Origin of the sequence: Saccharothrix xinjiangensis (assembly GCF_039527585.1) — a bacterium.
In the GTDB taxonomy this organism is placed as follows: domain Bacteria; phylum Actinomycetota; class Actinomycetes; order Mycobacteriales; family Pseudonocardiaceae; genus Actinosynnema; species Actinosynnema xinjiangensis.
In genome coordinates this window covers 75,205-96,369 of sequence record NZ_BAAAKE010000009.1, presented here as the reverse complement: position 1 = coordinate 96,369, position 21,165 = coordinate 75,205, and the positions used below count along the sequence as shown (strand labels likewise).

At 71.9% G+C, this 21,165-nt stretch carries 20 protein-coding genes; 6 read left to right on the top strand and 14 right to left on the bottom strand.

Annotated elements, in window-relative coordinates:
* Window positions 1-26 precede the first annotated feature (26 nt).
* The 5 genes from ABD223_RS20365 to ABD223_RS20345 form a co-directional block, all read right to left on the bottom strand.
* On the bottom strand, window positions 27-866 hold the full coding sequence (locus ABD223_RS20365) for a helix-turn-helix domain-containing protein (protein ID WP_344037902.1): 840 nt from the start codon (window positions 864-866) through the stop codon (window positions 27-29).
* Between the two features lie 315 nt (window positions 867-1,181).
* Complete coding sequence (locus tag ABD223_RS20360) at window positions 1,182-1,727, bottom strand: HIT family protein (protein WP_344037901.1); 546 nt, start codon at window positions 1,725-1,727, stop codon at window positions 1,182-1,184.
* A complete protein-coding gene (gene thrS, locus ABD223_RS20355) occupies window positions 1,724-3,739 on the bottom strand; it encodes a threonine--tRNA ligase (protein WP_344037900.1) in 2,016 nt (671 codons plus the stop codon). The genes ABD223_RS20360 and thrS overlap by 4 nt, the downstream gene beginning before the upstream one ends.
* A gap of 230 nt (window positions 3,740-3,969) precedes the next feature.
* Window positions 3,970-4,629, bottom strand: coding sequence for a Clp protease N-terminal domain-containing protein (locus ABD223_RS20350; RefSeq protein ID WP_344037899.1), 660 nt, complete (start codon window positions 4,627-4,629; stop codon window positions 3,970-3,972).
* Between the two features lie 4 nt (window positions 4,630-4,633).
* Window positions 4,634-4,846 (bottom strand): helix-turn-helix domain-containing protein, encoded by a 213-nt coding sequence (locus tag ABD223_RS20345; RefSeq protein WP_344037898.1) that lies wholly within the window; start codon window positions 4,844-4,846, stop codon window positions 4,634-4,636.
* A gap of 167 nt (window positions 4,847-5,013) precedes the next feature.
* Between ABD223_RS20345 and ABD223_RS20340 the strand changes: the two genes are divergently transcribed.
* Window positions 5,014-5,397 carry a hypothetical protein gene (locus tag ABD223_RS20340; RefSeq protein WP_344037897.1) on the top strand — a complete coding sequence of 128 codons (384 nt, stop codon included), beginning with the start codon at window positions 5,014-5,016 and terminating at the stop codon, window positions 5,395-5,397.
* Between the two features lie 37 nt (window positions 5,398-5,434).
* Here ABD223_RS20340 and ABD223_RS20335 read toward each other — a convergent pair whose 3' ends face one another.
* The 5 genes from ABD223_RS20335 to ABD223_RS20315 are packed head-to-tail and all read right to left on the bottom strand — an operon-like array spanning window position 5,435 to window position 10,292.
* The gene (locus ABD223_RS20335) at window positions 5,435-6,136 is read right to left on the bottom strand and encodes a FadR/GntR family transcriptional regulator (protein ID WP_344037896.1); all 702 of its coding nucleotides are present in this window, start codon (window positions 6,134-6,136) and stop codon (window positions 5,435-5,437) included.
* Window positions 6,133-6,900, bottom strand: coding sequence for a 3-oxoacyl-ACP reductase (locus ABD223_RS20330; protein WP_344037895.1), 768 nt, complete (start codon window positions 6,898-6,900; stop codon window positions 6,133-6,135). The genes ABD223_RS20335 and ABD223_RS20330 overlap by 4 nt, the downstream gene beginning before the upstream one ends.
* Window positions 6,901-6,911: 11 nt before the next feature.
* Window positions 6,912-8,270: an aldehyde dehydrogenase family protein gene (locus tag ABD223_RS20325; RefSeq protein ID WP_344037894.1), complete on the bottom strand. Its 1,359-nt coding sequence runs from the start codon at window positions 8,268-8,270 to the stop codon at window positions 6,912-6,914.
* Window positions 8,267-8,971, bottom strand: a complete 705-nt coding sequence (locus ABD223_RS20320; RefSeq protein WP_344037893.1) for a gamma-glutamyl-gamma-aminobutyrate hydrolase family protein — start codon at window positions 8,969-8,971, stop codon at window positions 8,267-8,269. Before ABD223_RS20320 ends, ABD223_RS20325 begins: the two co-directional genes overlap by 4 nt.
* Window positions 8,952-10,292 carry a glutamine synthetase family protein gene (locus ABD223_RS20315; RefSeq protein ID WP_344037891.1) on the bottom strand — a complete coding sequence of 447 codons (1,341 nt, stop codon included), beginning with the start codon at window positions 10,290-10,292 and terminating at the stop codon, window positions 8,952-8,954. The genes ABD223_RS20320 and ABD223_RS20315 overlap by 20 nt, the downstream gene beginning before the upstream one ends.
* Before the next feature lie 182 nt (window positions 10,293-10,474).
* Here ABD223_RS20315 and eat point away from each other — a divergent pair, with 182 nt between their 5' ends.
* Window positions 10,475-11,896: an ethanolamine permease gene (gene eat, locus ABD223_RS20310; RefSeq protein ID WP_344037890.1), complete on the top strand. Its 1,422-nt coding sequence runs from the start codon at window positions 10,475-10,477 to the stop codon at window positions 11,894-11,896.
* Between the two features lie 147 nt (window positions 11,897-12,043).
* The gene (locus ABD223_RS20305; protein ID WP_344037889.1) at window positions 12,044-12,478 is read left to right on the top strand and encodes a CAP domain-containing protein; all 435 of its coding nucleotides are present in this window, start codon (window positions 12,044-12,046) and stop codon (window positions 12,476-12,478) included.
* A 43-nt stretch (window positions 12,479-12,521) separates the two neighbouring features.
* On the opposite strand, the gene ABD223_RS20300 is transcribed toward ABD223_RS20305, so the two are convergent.
* Window positions 12,522-15,674, bottom strand: a complete 3,153-nt coding sequence (locus ABD223_RS20300; RefSeq protein ID WP_344037888.1) for an NACHT domain-containing protein — start codon at window positions 15,672-15,674, stop codon at window positions 12,522-12,524.
* A gap of 59 nt (window positions 15,675-15,733) precedes the next feature.
* Between ABD223_RS20300 and ABD223_RS20295 the strand changes: the two genes are divergently transcribed.
* The 3 genes from ABD223_RS20295 (at window position 15,734) to ABD223_RS20285 (ending at window position 19,488) form a co-directional block, all read left to right on the top strand.
* A complete protein-coding gene (locus tag ABD223_RS20295; RefSeq protein ID WP_344037887.1) occupies window positions 15,734-16,597 on the top strand; it encodes a 3-hydroxybutyryl-CoA dehydrogenase in 864 nt (287 codons plus the stop codon).
* 489 nt (window positions 16,598-17,086) lie between these two features.
* Complete coding sequence (locus ABD223_RS20290) at window positions 17,087-18,112, top strand: tryptophan dimethylallyltransferase family protein (RefSeq protein WP_344037886.1); 1,026 nt, start codon at window positions 17,087-17,089, stop codon at window positions 18,110-18,112.
* Window positions 18,113-18,129: 17 nt separating this feature from the next.
* Entirely contained in the window at window positions 18,130-19,488 is a 1,359-nt protein-coding gene (locus ABD223_RS20285; RefSeq protein WP_344038108.1) for a tryptophanase, read from the top strand.
* Window positions 19,489-19,764: 276 nt separating this feature from the next.
* Here ABD223_RS20285 and ABD223_RS20280 read toward each other — a convergent pair whose 3' ends face one another.
* From ABD223_RS20280 to ABD223_RS20270, 3 genes are read right to left on the bottom strand one after another with little or no spacing between them, the layout of a single operon-like run.
* Window positions 19,765-20,358, bottom strand: coding sequence for a GTP-binding protein (locus ABD223_RS20280; protein WP_344037885.1), 594 nt, complete (start codon window positions 20,356-20,358; stop codon window positions 19,765-19,767).
* Complete coding sequence (locus tag ABD223_RS20275; RefSeq protein WP_033431917.1) at window positions 20,339-20,710, bottom strand: DUF742 domain-containing protein; 372 nt, start codon at window positions 20,708-20,710, stop codon at window positions 20,339-20,341. Before ABD223_RS20275 ends, ABD223_RS20280 begins: the two co-directional genes overlap by 20 nt.
* Window positions 20,710-21,147, bottom strand: a complete 438-nt coding sequence (locus ABD223_RS20270) for a roadblock/LC7 domain-containing protein (RefSeq protein ID WP_380645755.1) — start codon at window positions 21,145-21,147, stop codon at window positions 20,710-20,712. The genes ABD223_RS20275 and ABD223_RS20270 overlap by 1 nt, the downstream gene beginning before the upstream one ends.
* Window positions 21,148-21,165 lie beyond the last annotated feature (18 nt).

Genomic DNA, 21,165 nt, shown 5'->3' with positions numbered 1-21,165 from the left:
GGTCACCGGCAGCCTAACGACCCAGCTCAGCCGAGCTTGCGGTGGTCCCTGGAGATCTGGTCCAGCAGCTCTTCCAGCTCGTCACCGCGCAGCGCCAGCCGCTCCAGCCTGCCGAACAGCGCCAGGTACTCGCGCACGTCGTGCGGGTCGGTGATGGTGGCGTTGCCGGTCAGCACCGTGAGCGTCACCACGCGCTCGTCGTAGACCTGGAACCCGTGCGGGGCGACCATGTTCGCGTCGACCGACCACGGGACCACGCCCAGCTGCACGTTCGGCCGCCGCATCAGCTGCACCAGGTGGTCGATCTGCTCGCACATCAGGTCGGCGGACCCCATGCGCCAGCGCAGCGCGCTCTCGGCCAGCAGGAACACGAACCGCTTGCCCAGGTCGTCCATGCGGGCCCGGCGGGAGCGCAGCGTGCCGATCGCGGTGTCCTGCTCGTGCGACGGGGTCGAGTTCAGCACGACCCGCAGGTAGTTCTCGCTCTGGAGCAGCGAGGGCACGCCCGCGTTCTGGAAGAAGCGGCTGGTGGTGGCCCGGGCCTCGATGCGGGCCACGGTCTGCTGGTGGCGGTGGGCGCCGCGGTGCAGCACCACGCGGCGGGTCTCCGCCTCGGCGTGCAGCTGGCGGGCCAGCTCGACCAGCTCGGCCTTGGTCTCCCTGGTCGCGGACAGCTCGGCGACCAGGCGCTCCACGTCGGTCACGGACGGGAGGAGCATGCCGTTCTCGATCTTCGACAACTTGGACTGGCTCATCCCGGTGGCGCGCGCCGTGGCCGTTCCCGTCATCTTGGCCTCGGTGCGCAGCCGTCGTAACTCGCGCGAGAGCCGTTCTCGGGCCAGCCGCGAACGCTCAGGTGCGGTCATGCAACGCACCGTATCGATCGCCAACCCTCTTGACGATCGGCCACCACGGTGCTTGCGGCCCCTTGACATGTAACTCGCAGGTGATCTGCATTACCCCGATGACGATCACGAGCAAACGCACGTGCACCCTCCCATGCACCACAACCGCGCGAGTCGTACCTCCAGAACGCGCGAGTCGTACGCACAGAACGCGCGAGTCGTACGTTCAGGACCCCCGAGTTCTCCATTCGCGCACCTTCGGAGGTGTTCTGAACGTAGAACTCGGGGGTCCTGGAAGTACGACACGGTTGACTTGGACGTACGACTCGCGCGGTTTTAGGCGGTCGGCCAGGAATCTGCGAGCATTGTTCGGGTTTCGGAGAGCAGTTGCGGCAGGACCTTGGTGTGGCCGACGACCGGCATGAAGTTGGCGTCGCCGCCCCAGCGCGGCACCACGTGCTGGTGCAGGTGCGCCGCGATGCCCGCGCCCGCCACGACGCCCTGGTTCATGCCGATGTTGAACCCGTGCGGGCTCGCCACCGCGCGGATCACCCGCATGGCCCGCTGCGTGAACTCGGCGAACTCCACCGTCTCGGCGGGCGTCAGGTCCGTGTAGTCCGGCACGTGCCGGTACGGCAGCACCATCAGGTGACCCGGGTTGTACGGGTACAGGTTGAGGACCGCGAACACCAGTTCGCCGCGCGCCAGGATCAGGCCCTCGGCGTCGTCCAGGCCGGTCACCCGGCAGAACGGGCACCCCGCCGGCTCGTCGCCGACCGCCTTGCCCTCGCCGCGCACGTAGGACAGGCGGTGGGGGGTCCACAGCCGCTGGAACGCGTCGTGGACCCCGACCCCGTCCTGCTCCTCGTAGTCCGTCGTCACCGGACGAGTTCCGCGGTGGGCGAGGAGTTCTCGCGCCGGGCGACCCAGTCGACGACCGTCTCGACGGCCTTGGCCACCGGCACGCCGTTGACCTGCGACCCGTCGCGGAACCGGAACGACACCGCGCCCTCCTCCACGTCCTTGCCGCCCGCGAGGAGCATGAACGGCACCTTCTGCGTGGTGTGCGTGCGGATCTTCTTCTGCATCCGGTCGTCCGAGGCGTCCACCTCGACCCGGACGCCGTGCGACTTCAGCGCCGCCGCGACCTCGCGCAGGTGCTCCACGTGCTCGTCGGCGATCGGGATGCCGACCACCTGCACGGGCGCCAGCCACGCCGGGAACGCGCCCGCGTAGTGCTCGGTCAGCACGCCGAAGAACCGCTCGATCGACCCGAACAGCGCCCGGTGGATCATGATCGGCCGCTGCCGCGAGCCGTCCGGGGCGGTGTACTCCAGCTCGAACCGCTTGGGCTGGTTGAAGTCCAGCTGGATCGTCGACATCTGCCACGACCGGCCGATGGCGTCCTTGGCCTGCACCGAGATCTTCGGCCCGTAGTACGCCGCGCCACCCGGGTCCGGCACCAGCTCCAGGCCGGAGTCGATCGCGGCCTGCCGCAACGTCTCCGTGGCCTCTTCCCACTCCGCCGGGTCGCCGATGAACTTCGGCGAGTCGTCCCGGGTGGACAGCTCCAGGTAGAAGTCGCTCAGGCCGTAGTCGGCGAGCAGGTCGAGCACGAACTTCAGCAGCGACCGCAGCTCGCCCGGCATCTGCTCCTTCGTGCAGTAGATGTGCGAGTCGTCCATGGTCAGGCCGCGCACGCGCGTCAGGCCGTGCACCACACCGGACTTCTCGTACCGGTAGACCGTGCCGAACTCGAACAGCCGCAGCGGGAGCTCCCGGTAGGACCGCCCGCGCGACCTGAAGATCAGGTTGTGCATCGGGCAGTTCATGGCCTTGAGGTAGTAGTCCTCGCCCTCGAACTCGATGGGCGGGAACATCGTCTCCGCGTAGTACGGCAGGTGGCCCGAGGTGTGGAACAGCCCGCTCTTGCTGATGTGCGGGGTGTTGACGAACTCGTAGTCGGCGTCCTCGTGCCTGCGGCGCGCGTAGTCCTCCAGCTCCCGCCGGATGATGCCGCCCTTGGGGTGGAACACCGCCAGGCCGGAGCCCAGCTCGTCCGGGAAGCTGAACAGGTCCAGCTCCACGCCGAGCTTGCGGTGGTCGCGCCGCTCGGCCTCGGCGAGGCGCTCCAAGTGGGCGTCCAGCGCCTCCTGCGACTCCCACGCCGTGCCGTAGATCCGCTGGAGCTGCGGGTTCTTCTCGTCACCGCGCCAGTACGCGGCGGCCGGGCGGGTCAGCTTGAACGCCGGGATGTGCTTGGTCGTCGGCACGTGCGGGCCGCGGCACAGGTCGCCCCACACCCGTTCGCCCGACCGCGGGTCGAGGTTGTCGTAGATGGTCAGCTCGCCCGCGCCGACCTCCATCACCTCGGAGGTGTCGACGTCGCTCTTGAGGTCGACCAGCTCCAGCTTGAACGGCTCCGCGGCCAGCTCGACCTTCGCCGCGTCCACCGACTCGACCACCCGGCGGTGGAACCGCTGGGCGCCCTTGACGATCGCCTTCATGCGCTTCTCCAGCGCCTGGAGGTCCTCGGGCGTGAACGGCCGGCCGACCTGGAAGTCGTAGTAGAAGCCGTCCTTGACCGGCGGGCCGATGCCCAGCTTCGCCTCGGGGAACTGCTGCTGCACGGCCTGCGCCAGGACGTGGGCGGCGGAGTGGCGGATGACCGCGCGGCCGTCCTCGGTGTCGGCGGCGACCGCCTCCACCTCGACCTCGACCGACGGCGCCCACGACAGGTCGCGCAGGTGGCCTTCGGGATCGCGCACGACCACGACGGCGTCGGCGCCCTTGCCCGGCAGGCCCGCCTCGCGCACCGCCGTCCCCGCGGTGGTCCCCGCCGGCACCACCACGCGCGGTGGGGCTTGAGCGGCTGCGGGACGTGGCTGGGACACGGTGACTCCTCGGGTGTGCGAACGGTCCTTCCCCCGAGATGTTATCGGTGCTCACCGACTCGTTTTCTTCCGCACTGCCCGGCCGACGGGGCAATGGGCCGCCATCCGGGCCCGATCGTCACCGGCAGTGACCGCGGGGCGGTCGGGGCCGGCGTCCTCCCGGCAGCGGGCCCCGTCGCGGAATTCCCCCGGTCGGGTCAGGCCCGGGCGTCCGCCGCCCCGGTCCGGCGTCAGCCGAGGATGAGGGCGGGCACAGCCAGGGCGGACACCACCTCACGACCGGTCGTGCGCTCGTAGCGCCGCACCAGGTCGCGGTGGCGCGCCCCGTGCCCGAGGCGGCGTTCGGCGCGCAGGAGCGGGTTGCGGCGCGGCGGCGGGAACCGCGTGGCCAGGTCGGCCAGCAGGGCCGCCCGGTCGACGCGCGCGGTCGCGAGCAGCCAGGCCACGCCGGGGTCGAGGGCGACGAGGGCCAGCGCCAGGTGCTCCCGGCGGTGCTCGCGCTCGCGGCGCGCCAACGCCAGCCGCAGCGACGCCGCGAGCGCGGCCTGGGCGTCGAGGCCGAGGGGCGGGTCCGCGCGGGCGCAGCGCTCGCGGGCCTCCCGCGCGCCCAGCGGCAGCAGCGGTTCCCGGGCCGGCAACCGGTCGACGACGTCGAGCAGGTCCCCGAGGTCCACGCCGAGCACGGCCAGGGTCTCGCGGTCGGCCGCCGCGCCCGCGCCGTCGACGGGCGCCTCCCGGACGGCGGCGCGCAGCGCGTCGCCGTGCCCGGTCAGGTCGGCCAGGGCGAGCAGGAGGTGTTCGCTGCCGGTCCTCGGGTGGCCCAGCTCGCGGGCCAGCGACAGGGCCCGCCCCACCGCGCGCCCCAGCTCCGGGTGGTCTCCTCGGAACACGTGGTCACCCCTCCTTGCCGTGCTTGCGGTGCACGGTCTGCTTGGTCACGCCCAGCCGCAGCGCGATGTCGCGCCACGACCAGCCGGCGCGGCGCGCGTCGGCGACGTGCCTGGCCTCCAGCTGCTCGACCAGGCGGCGCAGCCGGGCGACGGCGCGCAGCCCCGCGTCCGGGTCGGTCCCGTGCACGGCCTGGTCCAGTTCGGTGATCGCCGACATGTCGTCAGCTTATGCTGACGATCGAGCGAGCGTCAACACATGCTGACGGTCCGCTCCTCACAGCGGACTCACAGCAGATCGACAGCGCGCCGTGACCACCGGCTCAGCGTCCGCTCAGGTTCCGCGCGCACCCTTGCCGCAGGTCAGCCACCAGAGGAGAGGCCACCATGTCCGAGCCACCACCCGCACCCGAACCCCGCCCCGCCACCGGGCAACCCCCTGCCGAGCGACCCGCCGGTGAGCAACCCACCGCCGCACAGCCCACCGCCGCACAGCCCGCGCCGCCCCCTCCCCCGGTCGCCCCGCAGCGCCGGTTCGGCCGGGTCGTCCGGCACCGCGCCACCCAACTGGTCGCCGTCGGCCTGCTCGGTTCGGTCCTCGGCGGCGGCCTCGTCGCGCTCCTCGACCGGGACCGCCACCGCACCGACAACGCCGACCGCCCCGGCGCCTCGCGGTTCGACGACCGCGGCCCGGGGCGCGGCGACTTCGACCGCCGGGAGCGCCGGGACCGCCAGGAGCCGCGGGAGCGCCAGGACCGCGGCGACCGCTAGGCGAGCCGGGGCTCCACCGGGTCGTCCCCCGCCGGGCCTAGGCGAGGAAGCCGCGCAGCAGCACGGCCGTGCCGTCCAGGTGCTCGGCCATCGCCCGCCGCGCGGCCTCGCCGTCACCCGCCAGGATGTGGCCGACGATCCCCTCGTGCTGCTCGTTCGAGTGCGCCAGGTTCGGCGGCAGCAGGGGGATCCGGTCCAGCAGCTCGTTGACCCGCGCGCGGGCGTCGGCCACGACCGCGGTCAGCGACGAGGAGCCGGTCGCCTCCGCGATCGCCAGGTGCAGCCGCGAGTCCCTGCGCCGGTACTCCTCCAGCGCGGCGTCGCGGCACTCGGCCAGCCGCGCCAGCAGGTTCCGCCGCTCGACCGGGTCCAGCGCCCGGTCCGCCGCGCACTCCGCCGCGCCCGCCTCCACCGCCGCGCGCAGCGTCAGCGCGTCCGCCAGGTCCTCGGCCGGGACCCGTCCACCCGGAGCGGGCGCGGGCGGCGGCGAGGTGACGAACGTGCCGCCGTACCGGCCGCGCCGCGACTCGACGTACCCCGCGTCCTGCAACGACCGGATCGCCTCGCGCAGCGTCACCCGGCTCACCCCGAGGCGACCGGCCAGCTCGCGCTCGGCGGGCAGCCGCTCGCCCGGCCCGACCGCGCCGAGCCGGATGGCCCGCACGAGCCGCTCGACGGTCTCCTCGAACGCGTTGCCCGCCCGCACGGGGCGGAACAACGCGTCCCGCAGCGGTGTCACAGCGGTGTCACGTAGGCCCCGGCGATGCCACCGTCCACCAGGAAGTTGGAGGCGGTGATGAACGAGGAGTCGTCACTGGCCAGGAACGCGACCGCGCCCGCGATCTCCTCCGGCTCGGCGAACCGGCCCAGCGGCACGTGCACCAGCCGCCGCGCGGCGCGCTCCGGGTCCTTGGCGAACAGCTCCCGCAGCAGCGGCGTGTTCACCGGTCCGGGTGACAGCGCGTTGACCCGCACGCCCTGCCGCGCGAACTGCACGCCCAGCTCGCGGCTCATCGCCAGCACCCCGCCCTTGGAGGCGGTGTAGGAGATCTGCGACGTCGCCGCGCCCATGGTGGCCACGAACGACGCCGTGTTGATCACCGAACCCCTGCCCCGCGAGAGCATGTGCGGGATGGCGTGCTTGCAGCACAGGTACACCGAGGTCAGGTTCACCTTCTGCACCCGGTCCCACGCCTCGATGCCGGTGGTGAGGATCGAGTCGTCGTCCGGCGGCGAGATGCCCGCGTTGTTGAACGCCACGTCCAGCGAGCCGTAGGTGTCCACGGCGGTCTGGAACAGGGCCCGCACCTGCTCCTCGTCGGTCACGTCGACCTGCACGAACAGCCCGTCCACGGCGTCGGCGGCGGCCTTGCCCGCGTCACCGTCCACATCGGCCACGACGACCCGCGCGCCCTCCGACGCCAACCGCTTGGCCGACGCCAGGCCGATGCCGCTGCCGCCGCCGGTCACCACGGCCACGCGGCCCTCAAGTCGCTGAACCATTGCCACTCCGATCAGTGCGCGATGAAGACGTTCTTGGTCTCGGTGAACGCGTCGAGCGCGTCCGGGCCCAGCTCGCGGCCGAGGCCGGACTGCTTGAACCCGCCGAACGGGGTCCAGTACCGCACCGACGAGTGGGAGTTCACCGACAGGTTCCCGGCCTCCAGGGCCCGCGACACGCGCAGCGCGCGTCCGACGTCGCGGGTCCAGATCGACCCGGACAGGCCGAACGAGCTGTCGTTGGCCAGCCGCACGGCGTCCTCCTCGTCGGTGAACGGCAGCACGGCCACCACCGGCCCGAAGACCTCCTCCACGGCCACCGGGTCGGTCGGCGCGACCGGCGCGAGCACCGTGGGCGGGAACCAGAAGCCCGGCCCGTCCGGCGCCGAGCCCCGGAACGCCACGGGCGCGCCCGGCGGCACGTACGAGGCCACCTTCTCCCGGTGCGCGGCGGAGATCAGCGGACCCATCTCGGTCGCCTCGTCACCCGGCGGACCCACCACGACGCCCTTGACCGCGGGTTCCAGCAGCTCCATGAACCGGTCGTAGACCGAGGCCTGCACCAGGATGCGCGAGCGGGCGCAGCAGTCCTGGCCCGCGTTGTCGAACACCCCGTACGGCGCGGTCGCCGCGGCCCGCTCCAGGTCCGCGTCGGCGAACACGACGTTGGCCGACTTGCCGCCCAGCTCCAGGGTGACCCGCTTGACCTGCTCCGCGCACCCGGCCATGACCTGCTTGCCGACCCGCGTGGACCCGGTGAACACGACCTTGCGCACGGCCGGGTGCGTGACGAACCGCTGCCCCACCACCGCGCCCGCGCCCGGCAGCACCTGGAACACGTCCTCCGGGATGCCCGCCTCCAGCGCCAGCTCGGCCAGCCGCAGCGCGGTCAGCGGCGTCAGCTCGGCGGGCTTGAGCACCACCGTGCAGCCCGCCGCGAGCGCGGGGGCGAAACCCCACCCGGCGATGGGCATGGGGAAGTTCCACGGCACGATCACGCCGACCACGCCGACCGGCTCCTGGAAGGTGACGTCCCACCCGCCCGCCACCGGGATCTGCCTGCCGAACAGCCGCTCGGGCGCGGCCGCGTAGTAGTGCAGCACGTCGCGGACGTTGCCGGCCTCCCAGCGGGCGTTGCCGATGGTGTGACCCGCGTTGAGCACCTCCAGCGCGGCCAGCTCCTCCACCGCGCCGTCGACCGCGTCGGCGAACCGCCGCAGCAGCCGCGCCCGGTCGCCGGGGGCCACCGCGCGCCACGCGGGCAGCGCGCGGGCCGCGCGGTCGATCGCCGCGTCGGCCTCCTCGGCCGAGGTCGGGGTCACCGACCGGACCACCTCGCCGGTGGCCGGGTTGATCACGTCGTGGGCGGTCATCGCACTCCTCGTTCACGGGCCGCTCCCACCAGGGCGGCGAACAGCCGGTCGTCCTCGCTGTCGGCCTCGGGGTGCGACTGCACGCCGAGCACGAACCTCGCGCCCGGCAGCTCGACCGCCTCGACGGTGCCGTCCGGGGCCCTCGCCACCACCCGCAGTCCCTCGCCGACGACGTCCAGGGCCTGGTGGTGGTGGCAGTGCACGGTGGTGGCCAGGCCGACGACCGAGGCCAGCACCGAACCGGGCGCGACCGCGATCCCGGTGTGCCCGAACACGGCGGGCGCCGGGTTGTGGCCCTCCACGTGCTGGAGCAGCGTGCCGCCCAGCACCACGTTGAGCACCTGCATCCCCCGGCACACCGCGAGCAGCGGCAGGTCGAGCTCGAACGCGGCGCGGGCCAGGTCCAGCTCGGCGGCGTCCCGCTCGGGCCGCGCCGGGCCGGTGCGCGGGTCGCGCGGGCGGCCGTAGCGGGCGGGGTCGACGTCCGCGCCGCCGGAGAGCACCAGGCCGTCGAGGAACGCGATGCCGTCGGCGTCCCACGTGCCGACCGGCGGCAGCAGCACCGGGTTGCCGCCCGCGCGCACCACCGCGTCGAGGTAGTCGCGGTGCAGCACGGCCGCGTCGACGTCCCACACCCCGAACTTCGCGCGTTCGAGGTAGGTGCTGACGCCGATCAGCGGTCTAGAGCCGTTCGAACCCACGGATCCTCTCCCAGTCGGTGACGGCCGAGTCGAACGCGGTCAGCTCCACCCGCGCCGCGTTGAGGTAGTGGTCCACCACGCCCTGCCCGAACGCCTCGCGGGCGATCTCGCTGCGCGACAGCAGGGACGCGGCGTCGCGCAGCGTGGTGGGCACCGTGGGCCGGTCGGAGGCGTAGGCGTTGCCGACGAACTCCTCCTCCAGCGGCAGCTCGTTGTCCACGCCGTGCAGGCCGGCCGCGATCAGCGCGGCGACCGCCAGGTACGGGTTGACGTCCGCGCCGGGCACCCGGTTCTCGAACCGCAGCGACCGGCCCTTCCCGACCACGCGCAGCGCGCACGTCCGGTTGTCGCGGCCCCACGCCACCGCGGTCGGCGCGAAGCTGCCGGGCGCGAACCGCTTGTAGGAGTTGATGTTGGGCGCCAGGAAGCACGTCAGCTCGCGCAGCGCGACCAGCTGGCCCGCCAGGAAGTGCTCCATCAGCTTCGACATGCCGTCGCCCTCGGCGAACACCAGCCCGCCGTCGGCGGAGCGCAGGCTCAGGTGGATGTGGCAGGAGCTGCCCTCGCGCTCGTTGTACTTGGCCATGAACGTCAGGGACTTGCCGTGCTGCGACGCGATCTCCTTGGCCCCGGTCTTGTAGAGGCTGTGGTTGTCGCACGTGACCAGCGCGTCGGTGTAGCGGAACGCGATCTCGTGCTGGCCGGGGTTGCACTCGCCCTTGGCGGACTCGACCACCATGCCCGCGCCCGTCATGTGGTTGCGGATGGCGCGCAGCAGCGGCTCGACGCGCCCGGTGCCGAGCAGCGAGTAGTCCACGTTGTACTGGTTGGCCGGGGTGAGGTCGCGGTAGCCGCGGTCCCACGCCTGCTCGTAGGTGTCGTTGAAGACGATGAACTCCAGCTCCGTGCCCGCGAACGCGAGCAGGCCGCGCTCGGCGAGGCGGTCGAGCTGGCGCTTGAGGACCTGCCGCGGTGACACGGGCATCGGTTCGCCGTGGTGGTCCACGACGTCGCACAGGACCATGGCGGTGCCCTCGTGCCACGGGACGCGGCGCAGCGTGGCCAGGTCCGGCCGCATCACCAGGTCGCCGTAGCCCTGGTCCCAGGACGAGTTGGCGTAGCCCGAGACGGTGTTCATCTCCACGTCCACGGCGAGCAGGTAGTCGCACCCCTCGGCGGCGTGCTCCAGCACCTCGTCGAGGAAGTAGCGGGCGTCGCAGCGCTTGCCCTGGAGGCGGCCCTGCATGTCGACCACGGCGACGAGCACCGTGTCCACTTCCCCCGCGTCCACGAGCACGCGCAACTCCTCCACGGCGAGCATCCGCACCACCTCCAAAGGTATGACAGCGAGCCATTGGACGCCTCATCTTGGCACCACGGGGTGACGGCACGCCACCACCGAAGGCCGGTCCACCCAAGACGCCGTTGACACCATCAGGCGACTCGCGCCACGCTCGACGCTCGCAGCAATGGAGCGCGACTGACCCATTAGAGGGAGCGCACATGGCCAAGCACGTCGAGTACGAGAAGGTGGGCAGCGACTACCTGGAGCACCGGCAGCTCAAGCGCGGCGCGGCGGGGTGGGTGCTGCTGGCCGGGCTCGGGGTCTCCTACGTCATCTCCGGCGACTTCGCCGGGTGGAACTTCGGGCTGGAGCAGGGCGGCTGGGGCGGGCTGCTCGTCGCGACGGTCCTGATGGGCGCCATGTACACGTGCATGGTGTTCGGGCTGGCGGAGCTGGCCTCCGCCCTGCCGGTGGCCGGCGGCGGGTACGGGTTCGCCCGGCGCGCGCTCGGCCCGCTCGGCGGGTTCGCCACCGGCATCGCGATCCTGATCGAGTACGCGATGGCGCCCGCGGCCATCGCGGTGTTCATCGGCGGGTACGTGGAGACGCTGGGCCTGTTCGGGCTGACCAACTCCTGGCCCGTGTACCTGGTGTGCTTCGTGGTGTTCATCGGCGTGCACCTGTACGGCGTCGGCGAGGCCCTGCGGCTGATGTTCGTGATCACCGGCGTGGCCGTGGTGGCGCTGGTCGTGTTCGTGATCGGCATGGTGCCCGCGTTCGACTCGGACAAGCTGTTCGACGTGGTGGGCGGCGAGGGCGGGTTCCTGCCGTTCGGCGTGGCGGGCGCGCTGGGCGCGCTGGTGTACGCCATCTGGTTCTTCCTCGGCGTGGAGGGCGTGCCGGTGGCCGCCGAGGAGGCGCGCGACCCCCAGCGGGACATGCCGCGCGGGATCATCGGCGCGATGCTCGTGCTGCTGGTGTTCGCGGGCGCCATCCTGGTGCTGGCGCCGGGCGGCGCGGGCTCGGAAGCGCTGAAGACGTCGGACAACCCGCTGCCGGCGGCGGCGCGCGCGGCCTACGGCGACGGCAGCGTGCTGGCGCAGGTGGTGAACTACGTCGGCCTGGCCGGGCTCGTGGCGAGCTTCTTCTCGCTGATCTTCGCCTACTCGCGGCAGCTGTTCGCGCTGTCGCGGGCCGGGTACCTGCCGCGGTGGCTGTCGCGGACCGGCCGGCGCAAGACGCCGTACCTGGCGCTGGCCGTGCCGGGCGTGATCGGGTTCGCGCTGGCGTCGATCACCCGGGACGGCGCGCAGCTGATCAACATCGCGGTGTTCGGCGCGGCGCTGTCGTACGTGCTGATGATGGTGTCGCACATCGTGCTGCGCGTGCGCGAGCCGGAGCTGGAGCGGCCGTACCGGACGCCGGGCGGCGTGGTGACCACGGGCGTGGCGCTGGTGCTCGCGGTGGCGGCCGTGGTGGCGACGTTCTTCGTCGACGAACTGGCCGCGGGCATCACGGCGGGCATCGTCGTGGTGGCGCTGGCGTACTTCTGGTTCTACAGCAGGCACCACCTCGTGGCGTCCGCGCCCGAGGAGGAGTTCGCCGCGATCGCCCGCGCCGAAGAGGAGCTGAAGGACTGACACCACCGGTCCGGGTGGTTTCCCATCACCCGGACCGGTTTCCCCCAATCGTGGAATCAAGTTCCGCTCTGCGAGGGGAATACCTCCTTCATCGGGTGCCACCGAGAAGGAGGTTGAACCATGACACCCAAGAAGGTTGCGGCAAGCATGGCCATTGCTGCACTGATCGTCACCACCGGCACGGCCACCGCCGCGCCGACCTACCACGACTCGGTGCTCTCCCTGACCAACCAGCACCGCGCCGCGGCCGGCTGCCCGGCACTGGCGGTCAACGACCAGCTGGCGGCGGCGGCCAGGCGCCACAACGACGAGATGGCCAGGACGGGCAACTTCAGCCACACGGGTGTCGACGGCAGCACCGCCGCCCAGCGCGTCTCCGAATCGGGCTACCCGTACCGGGTCACGGCCGAGAACATCGCCGCCGGGCAGGGCACGCCGCACGAGGTGGTGCGCGACTGGATGAACAGCGAGGGGCACCGGGCCAACATCCTCAACTGCGAGCTGCGCGACCTGGGGGTGGCGCACGCGGTGGACGGGGGCGGACGTGCTTATTGGACCCAGGAGTTCGGCGTCAGGCAGTGACGCGGGGCAGTGACGCGGGGCGGCGCCCCGCCCGGCGCCGCCCTCAGCCGATCGGCTCGACGCGGACGCCCCCGCCGAGCGATTCCGCACCGATCACGTTGCGCAACGCACCCCGCACCCGCACCCGGAGGTCCGACGCGCCGGCCAGGGCGCTGAGGTTGACCGGGGCTTCGCCGGTGAAGCGGATCTCCCTGAGGCCGGGCAGTTCGGCGATCGGCTCCAGGAACCGCGCGTCCCGGGTGCCGCTGAGGACCAGCGCCTCCAGGCGCGGCAGTCGGGCCAGCGGTCGGAGGTCGATCACGGTGGTGCCGGCGAGGTCCAGCTCCCGCAGGTGGTCGAGGGCGGCGACCGGCCGGAGGTCCAGGTTGCCGCAATCGCGCAGGCGCAAGCGCTCCAGCGCGCCGGCCCAGCGCTCCACCACCCCGATGTCGAACAGGGCCCGGCAATCCGAGACGCTCAGCTCCTCCGGGCCGGAGAGGCAGCCGAACGGGTCGAGGTCGGCGACGCCCGGGAGGGCCGACAGCTCCAACGACCTCAACGGCCACCCCGCCCGGACGCCCGCCAGGTCGTCCAGGAGAACTCCTCCCCGCAGGGCCAGTGATCGGAGTTCCGGCAGCTTCCGCAGCGCGGCCAGGCCCGTGGTCCGGTATGCCCGAACCCGCGCCGAACGCAGGTCGGCGAACTTCCCCAGCCGGGTCACGTCCAGGTCGCCCGCGGCCGTGAGCACGAGGTCGCGGAGCCCCGGGGTGCGCAGGGTGTCCAGGTCCGCCCTGCCCGGCAGGACCACGGTGAGCGCGGTCACCTGGGAGGGGATGAAGTCCAGCGGCCCGGGTGGCGCGTTGCAGGTGATGCGCTCGACCCGTCCCAGGTGTCGCAGGCCGCGAGCCATGGCGGGGTCGGTGACCTCCACCTCGGGAAGCGCGAGGTCCGCCAGCACGGTCGCGGCGTAGTCGTCCGGGTCGAAGTTCCACCACGCCAGCAGGAGTTCGCGCTGGACCGCCGCCCGGTCGTCCCGCCCGTACGCCGCCAACAGCGGCAACGCCTCCTCCAGGCCGGTCCCGCCGGCCGCCCTGACGGTCGCCGCCGCCTCGACCTCGTCGCGGGGCTCGGCCGCGGCGAGCAGGTCGAGCACGAACGGACCTGCGGAGGAGAAGGACTCCGCCGCCGCCAGCGAACGGGGTGGCAGCAGTCGCTCCGCCCGGGTCTGGACCGCCTCGCGGATCGACGGCTCCAACTCCGGCGCGGTCTCCAGGCAGGCCACCGCGAGCAGGTGCAGCGTGGGCCGCGACCCCGGTTCGCGGTCGCCGTTCTCCACCAGCCGGCCCAGCAGGGCGTCGCGCTGGGCGCGCGACGCGTGGCCGACGGCCATCACCACCACCTCGTGCCACTGGTCCCGGTGGGCGTTCGACACCAGCGTGCCCACGTCCCCGTCGTCGATCGCCGCCTTGGCCGCCAGGTACTCCTGGAAGGTGCGGTGGACGAAGTCGACGCGCCCGTGCACCGGCTCGCGCAGCAGGCCGCTGCGCTCCAGCAGGTGCCGGTAGACCTCCTCGCCCGACGCCGCGACCTCGGGCATCGCGGGCAGCCGGCGGTCGATCTGCGCCACCACGCGCTCCGCCGGCGCGTCGGTCAGGTCGTTGCGGATGAACCAGTAGGCCAGGTCGCTCAGCAGGAGCGTCTTGCGCGTGCGGCTCAGGCCCGCCACGGGGTCCAGGCGCCGTTCCGCGTCCCTCCGCTCCAGCAACATCTGCAACGCGGTGTCGTACAGCTCCATGCGGTTGCCGGGCAGGTCGCCGCGCCGGTCCCGGTGCAGGGCGCACAGCAGCGCGCACAGGAGCGGGTACCCGGCGAGCCTGCGCAGGTGGTGCCGCTCGGCGAAGTGCCCGGTCAAGCGCTCCCGGTGCGCTTCCAGCTCGTCCTTCGCGGCCTCGTCGGCCACCTGCGCGGCCAGCGCGGCGTGCCAGCGGTCCACGAAGACCCGGACGTCGGTGTGGGTCATCGGGCGCAGCGAGGTCACGGCGAACCCGTCGGCGGCGAGCCAGTCCGGGTCGACCGCGCTCGGCCGCGAGGTCACCACGAACCGCGCCTCGGGGAAGGACAGGACCAGCGACCGCAACCACGCCCGCGCCTCGCCGCGGCGCTCCACCGCCAGTTCGTCGACGCCGTCCACCAGGACGACCGCCAGTCCGGACCGCAGCTGCTGCTGCACCCACCCGGCCGGCATCTCGTCCGCGATGTGCCGACCCACCTCGTCCAGGAACTGCCCGGCGGCGGGCAGCTCGCGGTCCGCGTAGCGGCGCAGCGGGACGAGGAACGGCACCGTGCCGTTCCAGGCGGTCAGGGGTTCCGCGAAGTCGTGCCGGGCGCTGCGCACCGCGATCCACCGCAGCAGCGTCGTCTTGCCCAGACCCGCCTCGCCGCGGATGAACAGGCGGTTGTGCGCGGCCAGCAGGTCCTCCACCCGGCGACCGGGGGTGAACCGGTCGGAGCTGTCCGCGGTGAGGCTGATGTAGGCCACCGACAGCGGGTAGCGGCGGCTCGCCTCGGACAGGGTCGCGCCGAACACCTCGACGTGGTCGAGCGTGCCGACGACGAGCTGGCGGTAGTCGTGCGAGAAGTCGTTGCGGTCGCGGCGCTGCGGCAGCCGGCTCAGCACCTCGCGGACCTCGTCGACGATCTCGCTCTCGCGTCGCAGCACCTCGGTGAGCGCGGTGGGGCCGAACATCGGCAGGGTGCGCGCCATGTCGATCACGTACCCGGCGCTCTCGCGGAGCAGCAGGCCGTACAGCTCGACGGCGTCCTGGGACAACCCGTCGGTGGCGTCGGGGACGCGCGACCGCAGGTGGCGGTCGAGCCGGGGCGCGTCCAGGTCCACCGCGAACAGGTCGTCGTCATCCAGCGCCGCGCCGTCGAAGGTGTCCTTCACCGCTCGGACGGCGGCCAAGCGCTCGTGCTCGGGTAATCGGCGGTGCTCGACCTCCACGATGGGCTGCACCCGCTCGACGACGGCCTCGACGAACCGGTCCTCCACCCGCAGCGCCTTGCGCCGGTGGATCGTGTCGGTCAGCCGCCGTTCGAGCAGGTCGACGCCCGTGCCGCCGGCCGCTGCGGTGATCGACTTGTCACCCAGCCAGAGCTTGAGCGCGCTCCGCACCACCGACGCGCCCAGCGGGATCAGCACGGCTTCGACGCCCATGCCGCCCATCGTGCCGCACGAGACGTGCCTCCCGCCGAACGCCCTGGCAGGATCGGGGCGTGAGTGACATTCAACGTGTTGGAGTGGTGGGATCGGGCCTGATGGGCTCCGGCATCGCCGAGGTCTGCGCACGCGCGGGCCTGGACGTGCTGGTGTCCGAGGTCAGCCCGGACGCCGCGGAGGTCGCGCGCGGGCGGATCGCCTCGTCGCTCGGCCGCGGGGTGCGCAGCGGGAAGCTGTCCGCCGAGGACCGGGACGCCGCACTGGGGCGCCTCCGGTTCACCACCGACCTGGGCGACCTCGCCGACCGGAACCTGGTCGTGGAGGCGGTCGCGGAGAACGAGCAGGTCAAGACCGAGGTGTTCACGGCGCTGGACAAGGTCGTGGAGGACCCGCACGCGATCTTCGCGTCGAACACCTCGTCCATCCCGATCATGAAGCTCGGCATGGCCACCGGCCGGCCGGAGCAGGTCATCGGCGTGCACTTCTTCAACCCGGTGCCGGTGCTGAAGCTGGTCGAGCTGGTGCCGTCGCTGCTGACCGGCGAGCAGACCCGGTCACGCGCCGAGGCGTTCGTCACCGGAGTGCTGGGCAAGGAGGTCATCCGCTCGCAGGACCGGGCCGGGTTCGTGGTGAACGCCCTGCTCATCCCCTACCTGCTGTCCGCGATCCGGATGATGGAGTCCGGCTTCGCCAGCGCCGAGGACATCGACAACGGCATGGTGCTCGGCTGCGCGCACCCGATGGGGCCGCTGCGCCTGACCGACCTGATCGGCCTGGACACCACCAAGGCGATCGCCGAGTCGATGTACGAGGAGTTCAAGGAGCCCCTCTACTCGCCGCCCCCGCTGCTGCTGCGCATGGTCGACGCGGGCCTGTTCGGCAAGAAGAGCGGGCGCGGGTTCTACGACTACACCTCCTGATCCGCACGCCGGAGGGGCCGTCGACCGACCGGTCGGCGGCCCCTCCGCCATGTCGGGGCGCTTACCACAGATGCGCGCCGGAAGTCACGGCGAGTTCACTGTGGAACAATTAACAGAACTGTCTTGAATGGTTGACGGGCAATGCCTGCCGAACATTCGACCGTACACCGGCCCGCGCCGGGGGCAAAATGCCACGATCCGTCATCGAAGATCGTCGGCGCATTGGTGCGAAAGACTGACAGAGGTCTAGTCAATAGGCCATTCGGAGTAGTGTTGGTTACCGTTCTCAACCGCGTGCGCACTGATCGACAGGAGCTGTGACCTGGCCCTAGAGTGCCCTACGTCACGCTACCGCCGCCTGGTGGACAAGTTTGCTTCGCGTAGCGTAACTTTCGGTTCGCACCCCACAAGGAGACCCCCGCCTTGGAACCCAAAAATATCTCCATACGTGATTTCACGGGTCGCCAGCTGAGCGCCCTGCTGCATTCCGTGGGCATTACCGAAAATGTCCCGGGATCAGTTGGCCTGCTTGCCGACGCCCTTGGCCCCGGTGGTCTGCGGCCGATTTCCACCAACCCCGCATGGCCTTCCGACGTGGCCGACGACCACACCCCGGTCGAGTTCTCGACGGCGTTCGGCCCGAACGAGTCCCCGGTCGTTCGGATGATCGTCGAAACCTCCGCCGTCAGGCCTTCCCGCCAGGCCAACACGTCCGCGGCGCTCGCCGCGCTCGACCGGATGCGGAAGCGGGGCGACGTCGACACCACCAGCTTCGACGCGGTCCGCGACCTGTTCCTGCCCGCCGACGCCGAACGGGATTTCACCTTCTGGTATTCCCTGGTGTTCCGGGCGGGCGAACGGCCGATGGTGAAGGTCTACCTCAACCCGGAGGTGCGCGGCGAGGCCGCCGCGGAGGAGTTGGTGCGCGAGGCGCTGGGCCGGACCGGTTTCGCCGCCGGTTTCCCGGTCCTGCGCGACCGCGCGCTGACCCGTCCCGGTTTGGACCGGTATTCCTTCTTCGCGCTCGACCTGGCCGAACAACGCCGCGCGCGCACCAAGGTGTACGTCTCCCACCACGCCGCTGAAGTCCACGACGTCATCCGCGCCGCGCAGGCCGCGCGGGGGGTGGACGTGGACCGGGTCCCCGATTTCTGCCTGCTCACCGGCGGCACGGCGACGTTCGACAAACGGCCCCTGATTTCCAGCTACACGTTCCTGGACGGCGACGCGCAGGCGCCCAGCGGCTATTCGCTGTACGTGCCCATCCGGGACTACGTGGCCGACGACGAGGAAGCCCGGCGCCGGGTGCTCGCGGTGATGGCGAAGTACGACCTGGACCCCACCCCGTTCGAACGCGCCCTCAACGCCGTCGCCCGGCGGCCGCTCGACGAGGGCGTCGGCCTCATCGCGCACGTGTCGCTGCGCATGGGCCGGCCGCGTCCCGGCATCACCGCATACCTGTCGTCCGAGGCGTACGACGTGTCCGCGCCGCGCTCGGTCAGCCTGGCTGTCTAGGAGTCCCCGTGCCGATCATGGAGCCGTACCGCATCAAGGTCGTGGAGCCCATCCCGATCACCACCCGCGCGCACCGCGAGCGGGCGCTGGCCGCCGCCGGGTACAACCCCTTCAACCTCGCCGCCGCCGACGTGACGATCGACCTGCTCAGCGACTCGGGCACCAACGCCCTGTCCGCCGAGCAGCAGGCGGCCGGCCTGCGCGGCGACGAGTCCTACGCGGGCGCGCGCTCCTACTACCGGTTCCGCGACGTGGTCGAGGAGCTGACCGGGTACCCGCACGCCTTCCCCGTCCACCAGGGGCGCGCGGCCGAGCGGATCCTGTTCACCGCCCTGCTCAAGCCCGGTCAGCTGAGCGTGAGCAACACCCACTTCGACACCACGCGCGCGAACGTCGAGATCCTCGGCGGCGAGGCGGTCGACCTGCCGTGCCAGGCCGCGAAGGACCTCGACGACGACGCGCCCTTCAAGGGCGACATCGACCTGGACGCGCTGGAAGCGGTGCTGTCCGGATCGCGGGACGTCGCGATCGTGCTGATCACCATCACCAACAACGGCGGTGGCGGGCAACCGGTGTCCATGGCCAACATCAAGGCCGCGGCCGAACTGGCGCGCAAGCACGGCGTGCCGTTCTTCCTGGACGCCGCGCGCTTCGCCGAGAACGCGTGGCTGGTCACCCAGCGGGAGCCGGAGTACGCGGGCCGCACGCCCCGCGAGGTCGCCCGGGAGGCGTTCCGCCTGGCCGACGGGTGCGTGGCGAGCCTGAAGAAGGACGCCATCGTCCACATGGGCGGGTTGCTCGCGATCCGCGACCCCGAGCTGGCGCAGAAGTGCGAGCTGCTGCTGATCGCCACCGAGGGCTTCCGCACGTACGGCGGGCTGGCGGGCCGCGACCTGGAAATGCTCGCCCAGGGCCTGGTGGAGGTGACCGAGCCCGAGTACCTGCGGGCGCGGGCCGAGGCCACCGCCCACGTCGCCGACCTGGCCGCCGCGGCCGGTGTGGACAGCGTGCGGCCGACCGGCGTGCACGCGGTGTACCTCAACGCGGGACGGCTGCTGCCGCACCTGCCGCCGAGCCTGTTCCCGGGCTTCGCGCTGGCCACCGAGCTGTACCTGGCGGGCGGCATCCGGTGCGCCGAACTGGGTTCGCTGTACCTGGGCGAGCTGGACGACGCGGGTGAGCTGCTCAAGGCCGCCCCGTACGAGCTGGTGCGCCTCGCCATCCCGCGCCGGGTGTACACGAAGAGCCACCTGGAGTACGTCGGCGAGACGCTGGCGGAGATCGCGAAGGAACCGGAGCGCGTGCCCGGCTACCGGCTGACCCACGCGCCGAAGCTGTTGCGGCACTTCAACTGCCGCCTGGAACCGGTGGTGTGAGCGTCGGGCCCGCGGTCCCCTCGGGGGTCGCGGGCCCGATCTCCTTCCGACCGGGCGCCGTTCCCCCACCCGAACGGCCGCCGCGGTTGTCCACAGACGGCGCTCACGGGGTGCCGGCTCACCGGTCCCCGCCGGTGAAGTGAAGATCAGGGGTCCCCCGGGCGGGGTGCCCAGGAGCCGGACGAGTTCAACGCGCACCTCGTCGGCACGATCGAGGTCGTCCACGAGTTCCGCTGACGGGCGCCGCGGTGCGGCCCGGAGCGCCCGTCGGTCCTCTCAGGCCATCGCGTCGAGCCGGTCCATCGTGTGCTGGATCAAGCTGACCAGCACGGTCTTCGACGACTCGCGGTCGCGCGCGTCGCACAGCACCAGCGGGATGGCGTCGTCGACGTCCAGCGCCCGCCGGACCTCCTCCGCCCCGTACTGGTGCGCGCCCTCGAAGCAGTTCACCGCGATGATGAACGGGATGCCGCGCCGCTCGAAGAAGTCGATCGACGGGAAGCTGCTGTCCAGCCGGCGGGTGTCCACGAGGATCACCGCGCCGATCGCGCCGTAGGCCAGCTCGTCCCACATGAACCAGAAGCGGTTCTGGCCCGGCGTGCCGAACAGGTACAGCACCACCTCGGGGTTGATCGTGATGCGCCCGAAGTCCAGGGCGACCGTGGTGGTCTCCTTGTTCTCCAGGCCGACGACGTCGTCGACGCCGACACCGGCCTCGGTGAGCAGCTCCTCGGTGTGCAGCGGCGGGATTTCGCTGACCGAGTTGACCAGCGTCGTCTTGCCGGTGCCGAAACCACCGGCGATGACGATCTTGACAGGGGTGGGGACCAGCAGTTCCCCGCCCGGCCGCTCAGATTCCACGGACACCATCCAGCACTGCCTGCAACAGGTTCCGGTCCGGTACCACCGGAGCTCGGGAGGGGTCTCGGATCACGACGTCACCGCGCTGGATGAGGTCGCTCAACAGCACCTTGACGACCACCAGGGGCACGTCGAGGTAGGCGGCGACCTCCGCCACGGACAGCGGCCGCCGGCACAGCTCCATGATTTCGAGGTGCTCGACCGACAACGAGTCCGGGTCGGACGGCGAGGGCATCGCCCGCACCTGGGTGACCAGGTGCAGCTCCGGGCGCAGCGGCCGGGTTCGGCCGCGCACCATCGCGTACGGCCGGACCAGCGGGCCGGCCGCCTCGTCGTACCACCAGTCCTCGCGGCCGTTCATCAGGACGACCTTCGGGCAGCGGGCAGGCTCGCGGCGGCGGTGCCGCGCGGCGCGGACGACAGGTACGTGCCGACCCGCTTGACCAGCATGTTCATCTCATAGGCGATCATGCCCATGTCGGAGTCCTCCTCGCCGAGCACGGCCAGGCACGCGCCGTGCCCCGCCGCGGTGACGAAGAGGTAGGCGTGCTCCATCTCGACGATGGTCTGACGCACCGCGCCGCCGCCGAAGTGCCGCCCGGTGCCGCGGGCGAGGCTCTGGAACGCCGAGGCCATGGCCGACAGGTGGTCCGAGTCGTCCTTCGACAGACCCGCCGAGCGGCCCAGCAGCAGACCGTCCGCCGAGAGGACCACGGCGTGCCGTGCTCCGACCACGCGTGTGACCAGGTCCTCCAACAACCAGTTCAGTTCGTTGTGCTGGCTGGCCATGTCGTTCATCGGTATGCCTTTCCGGTT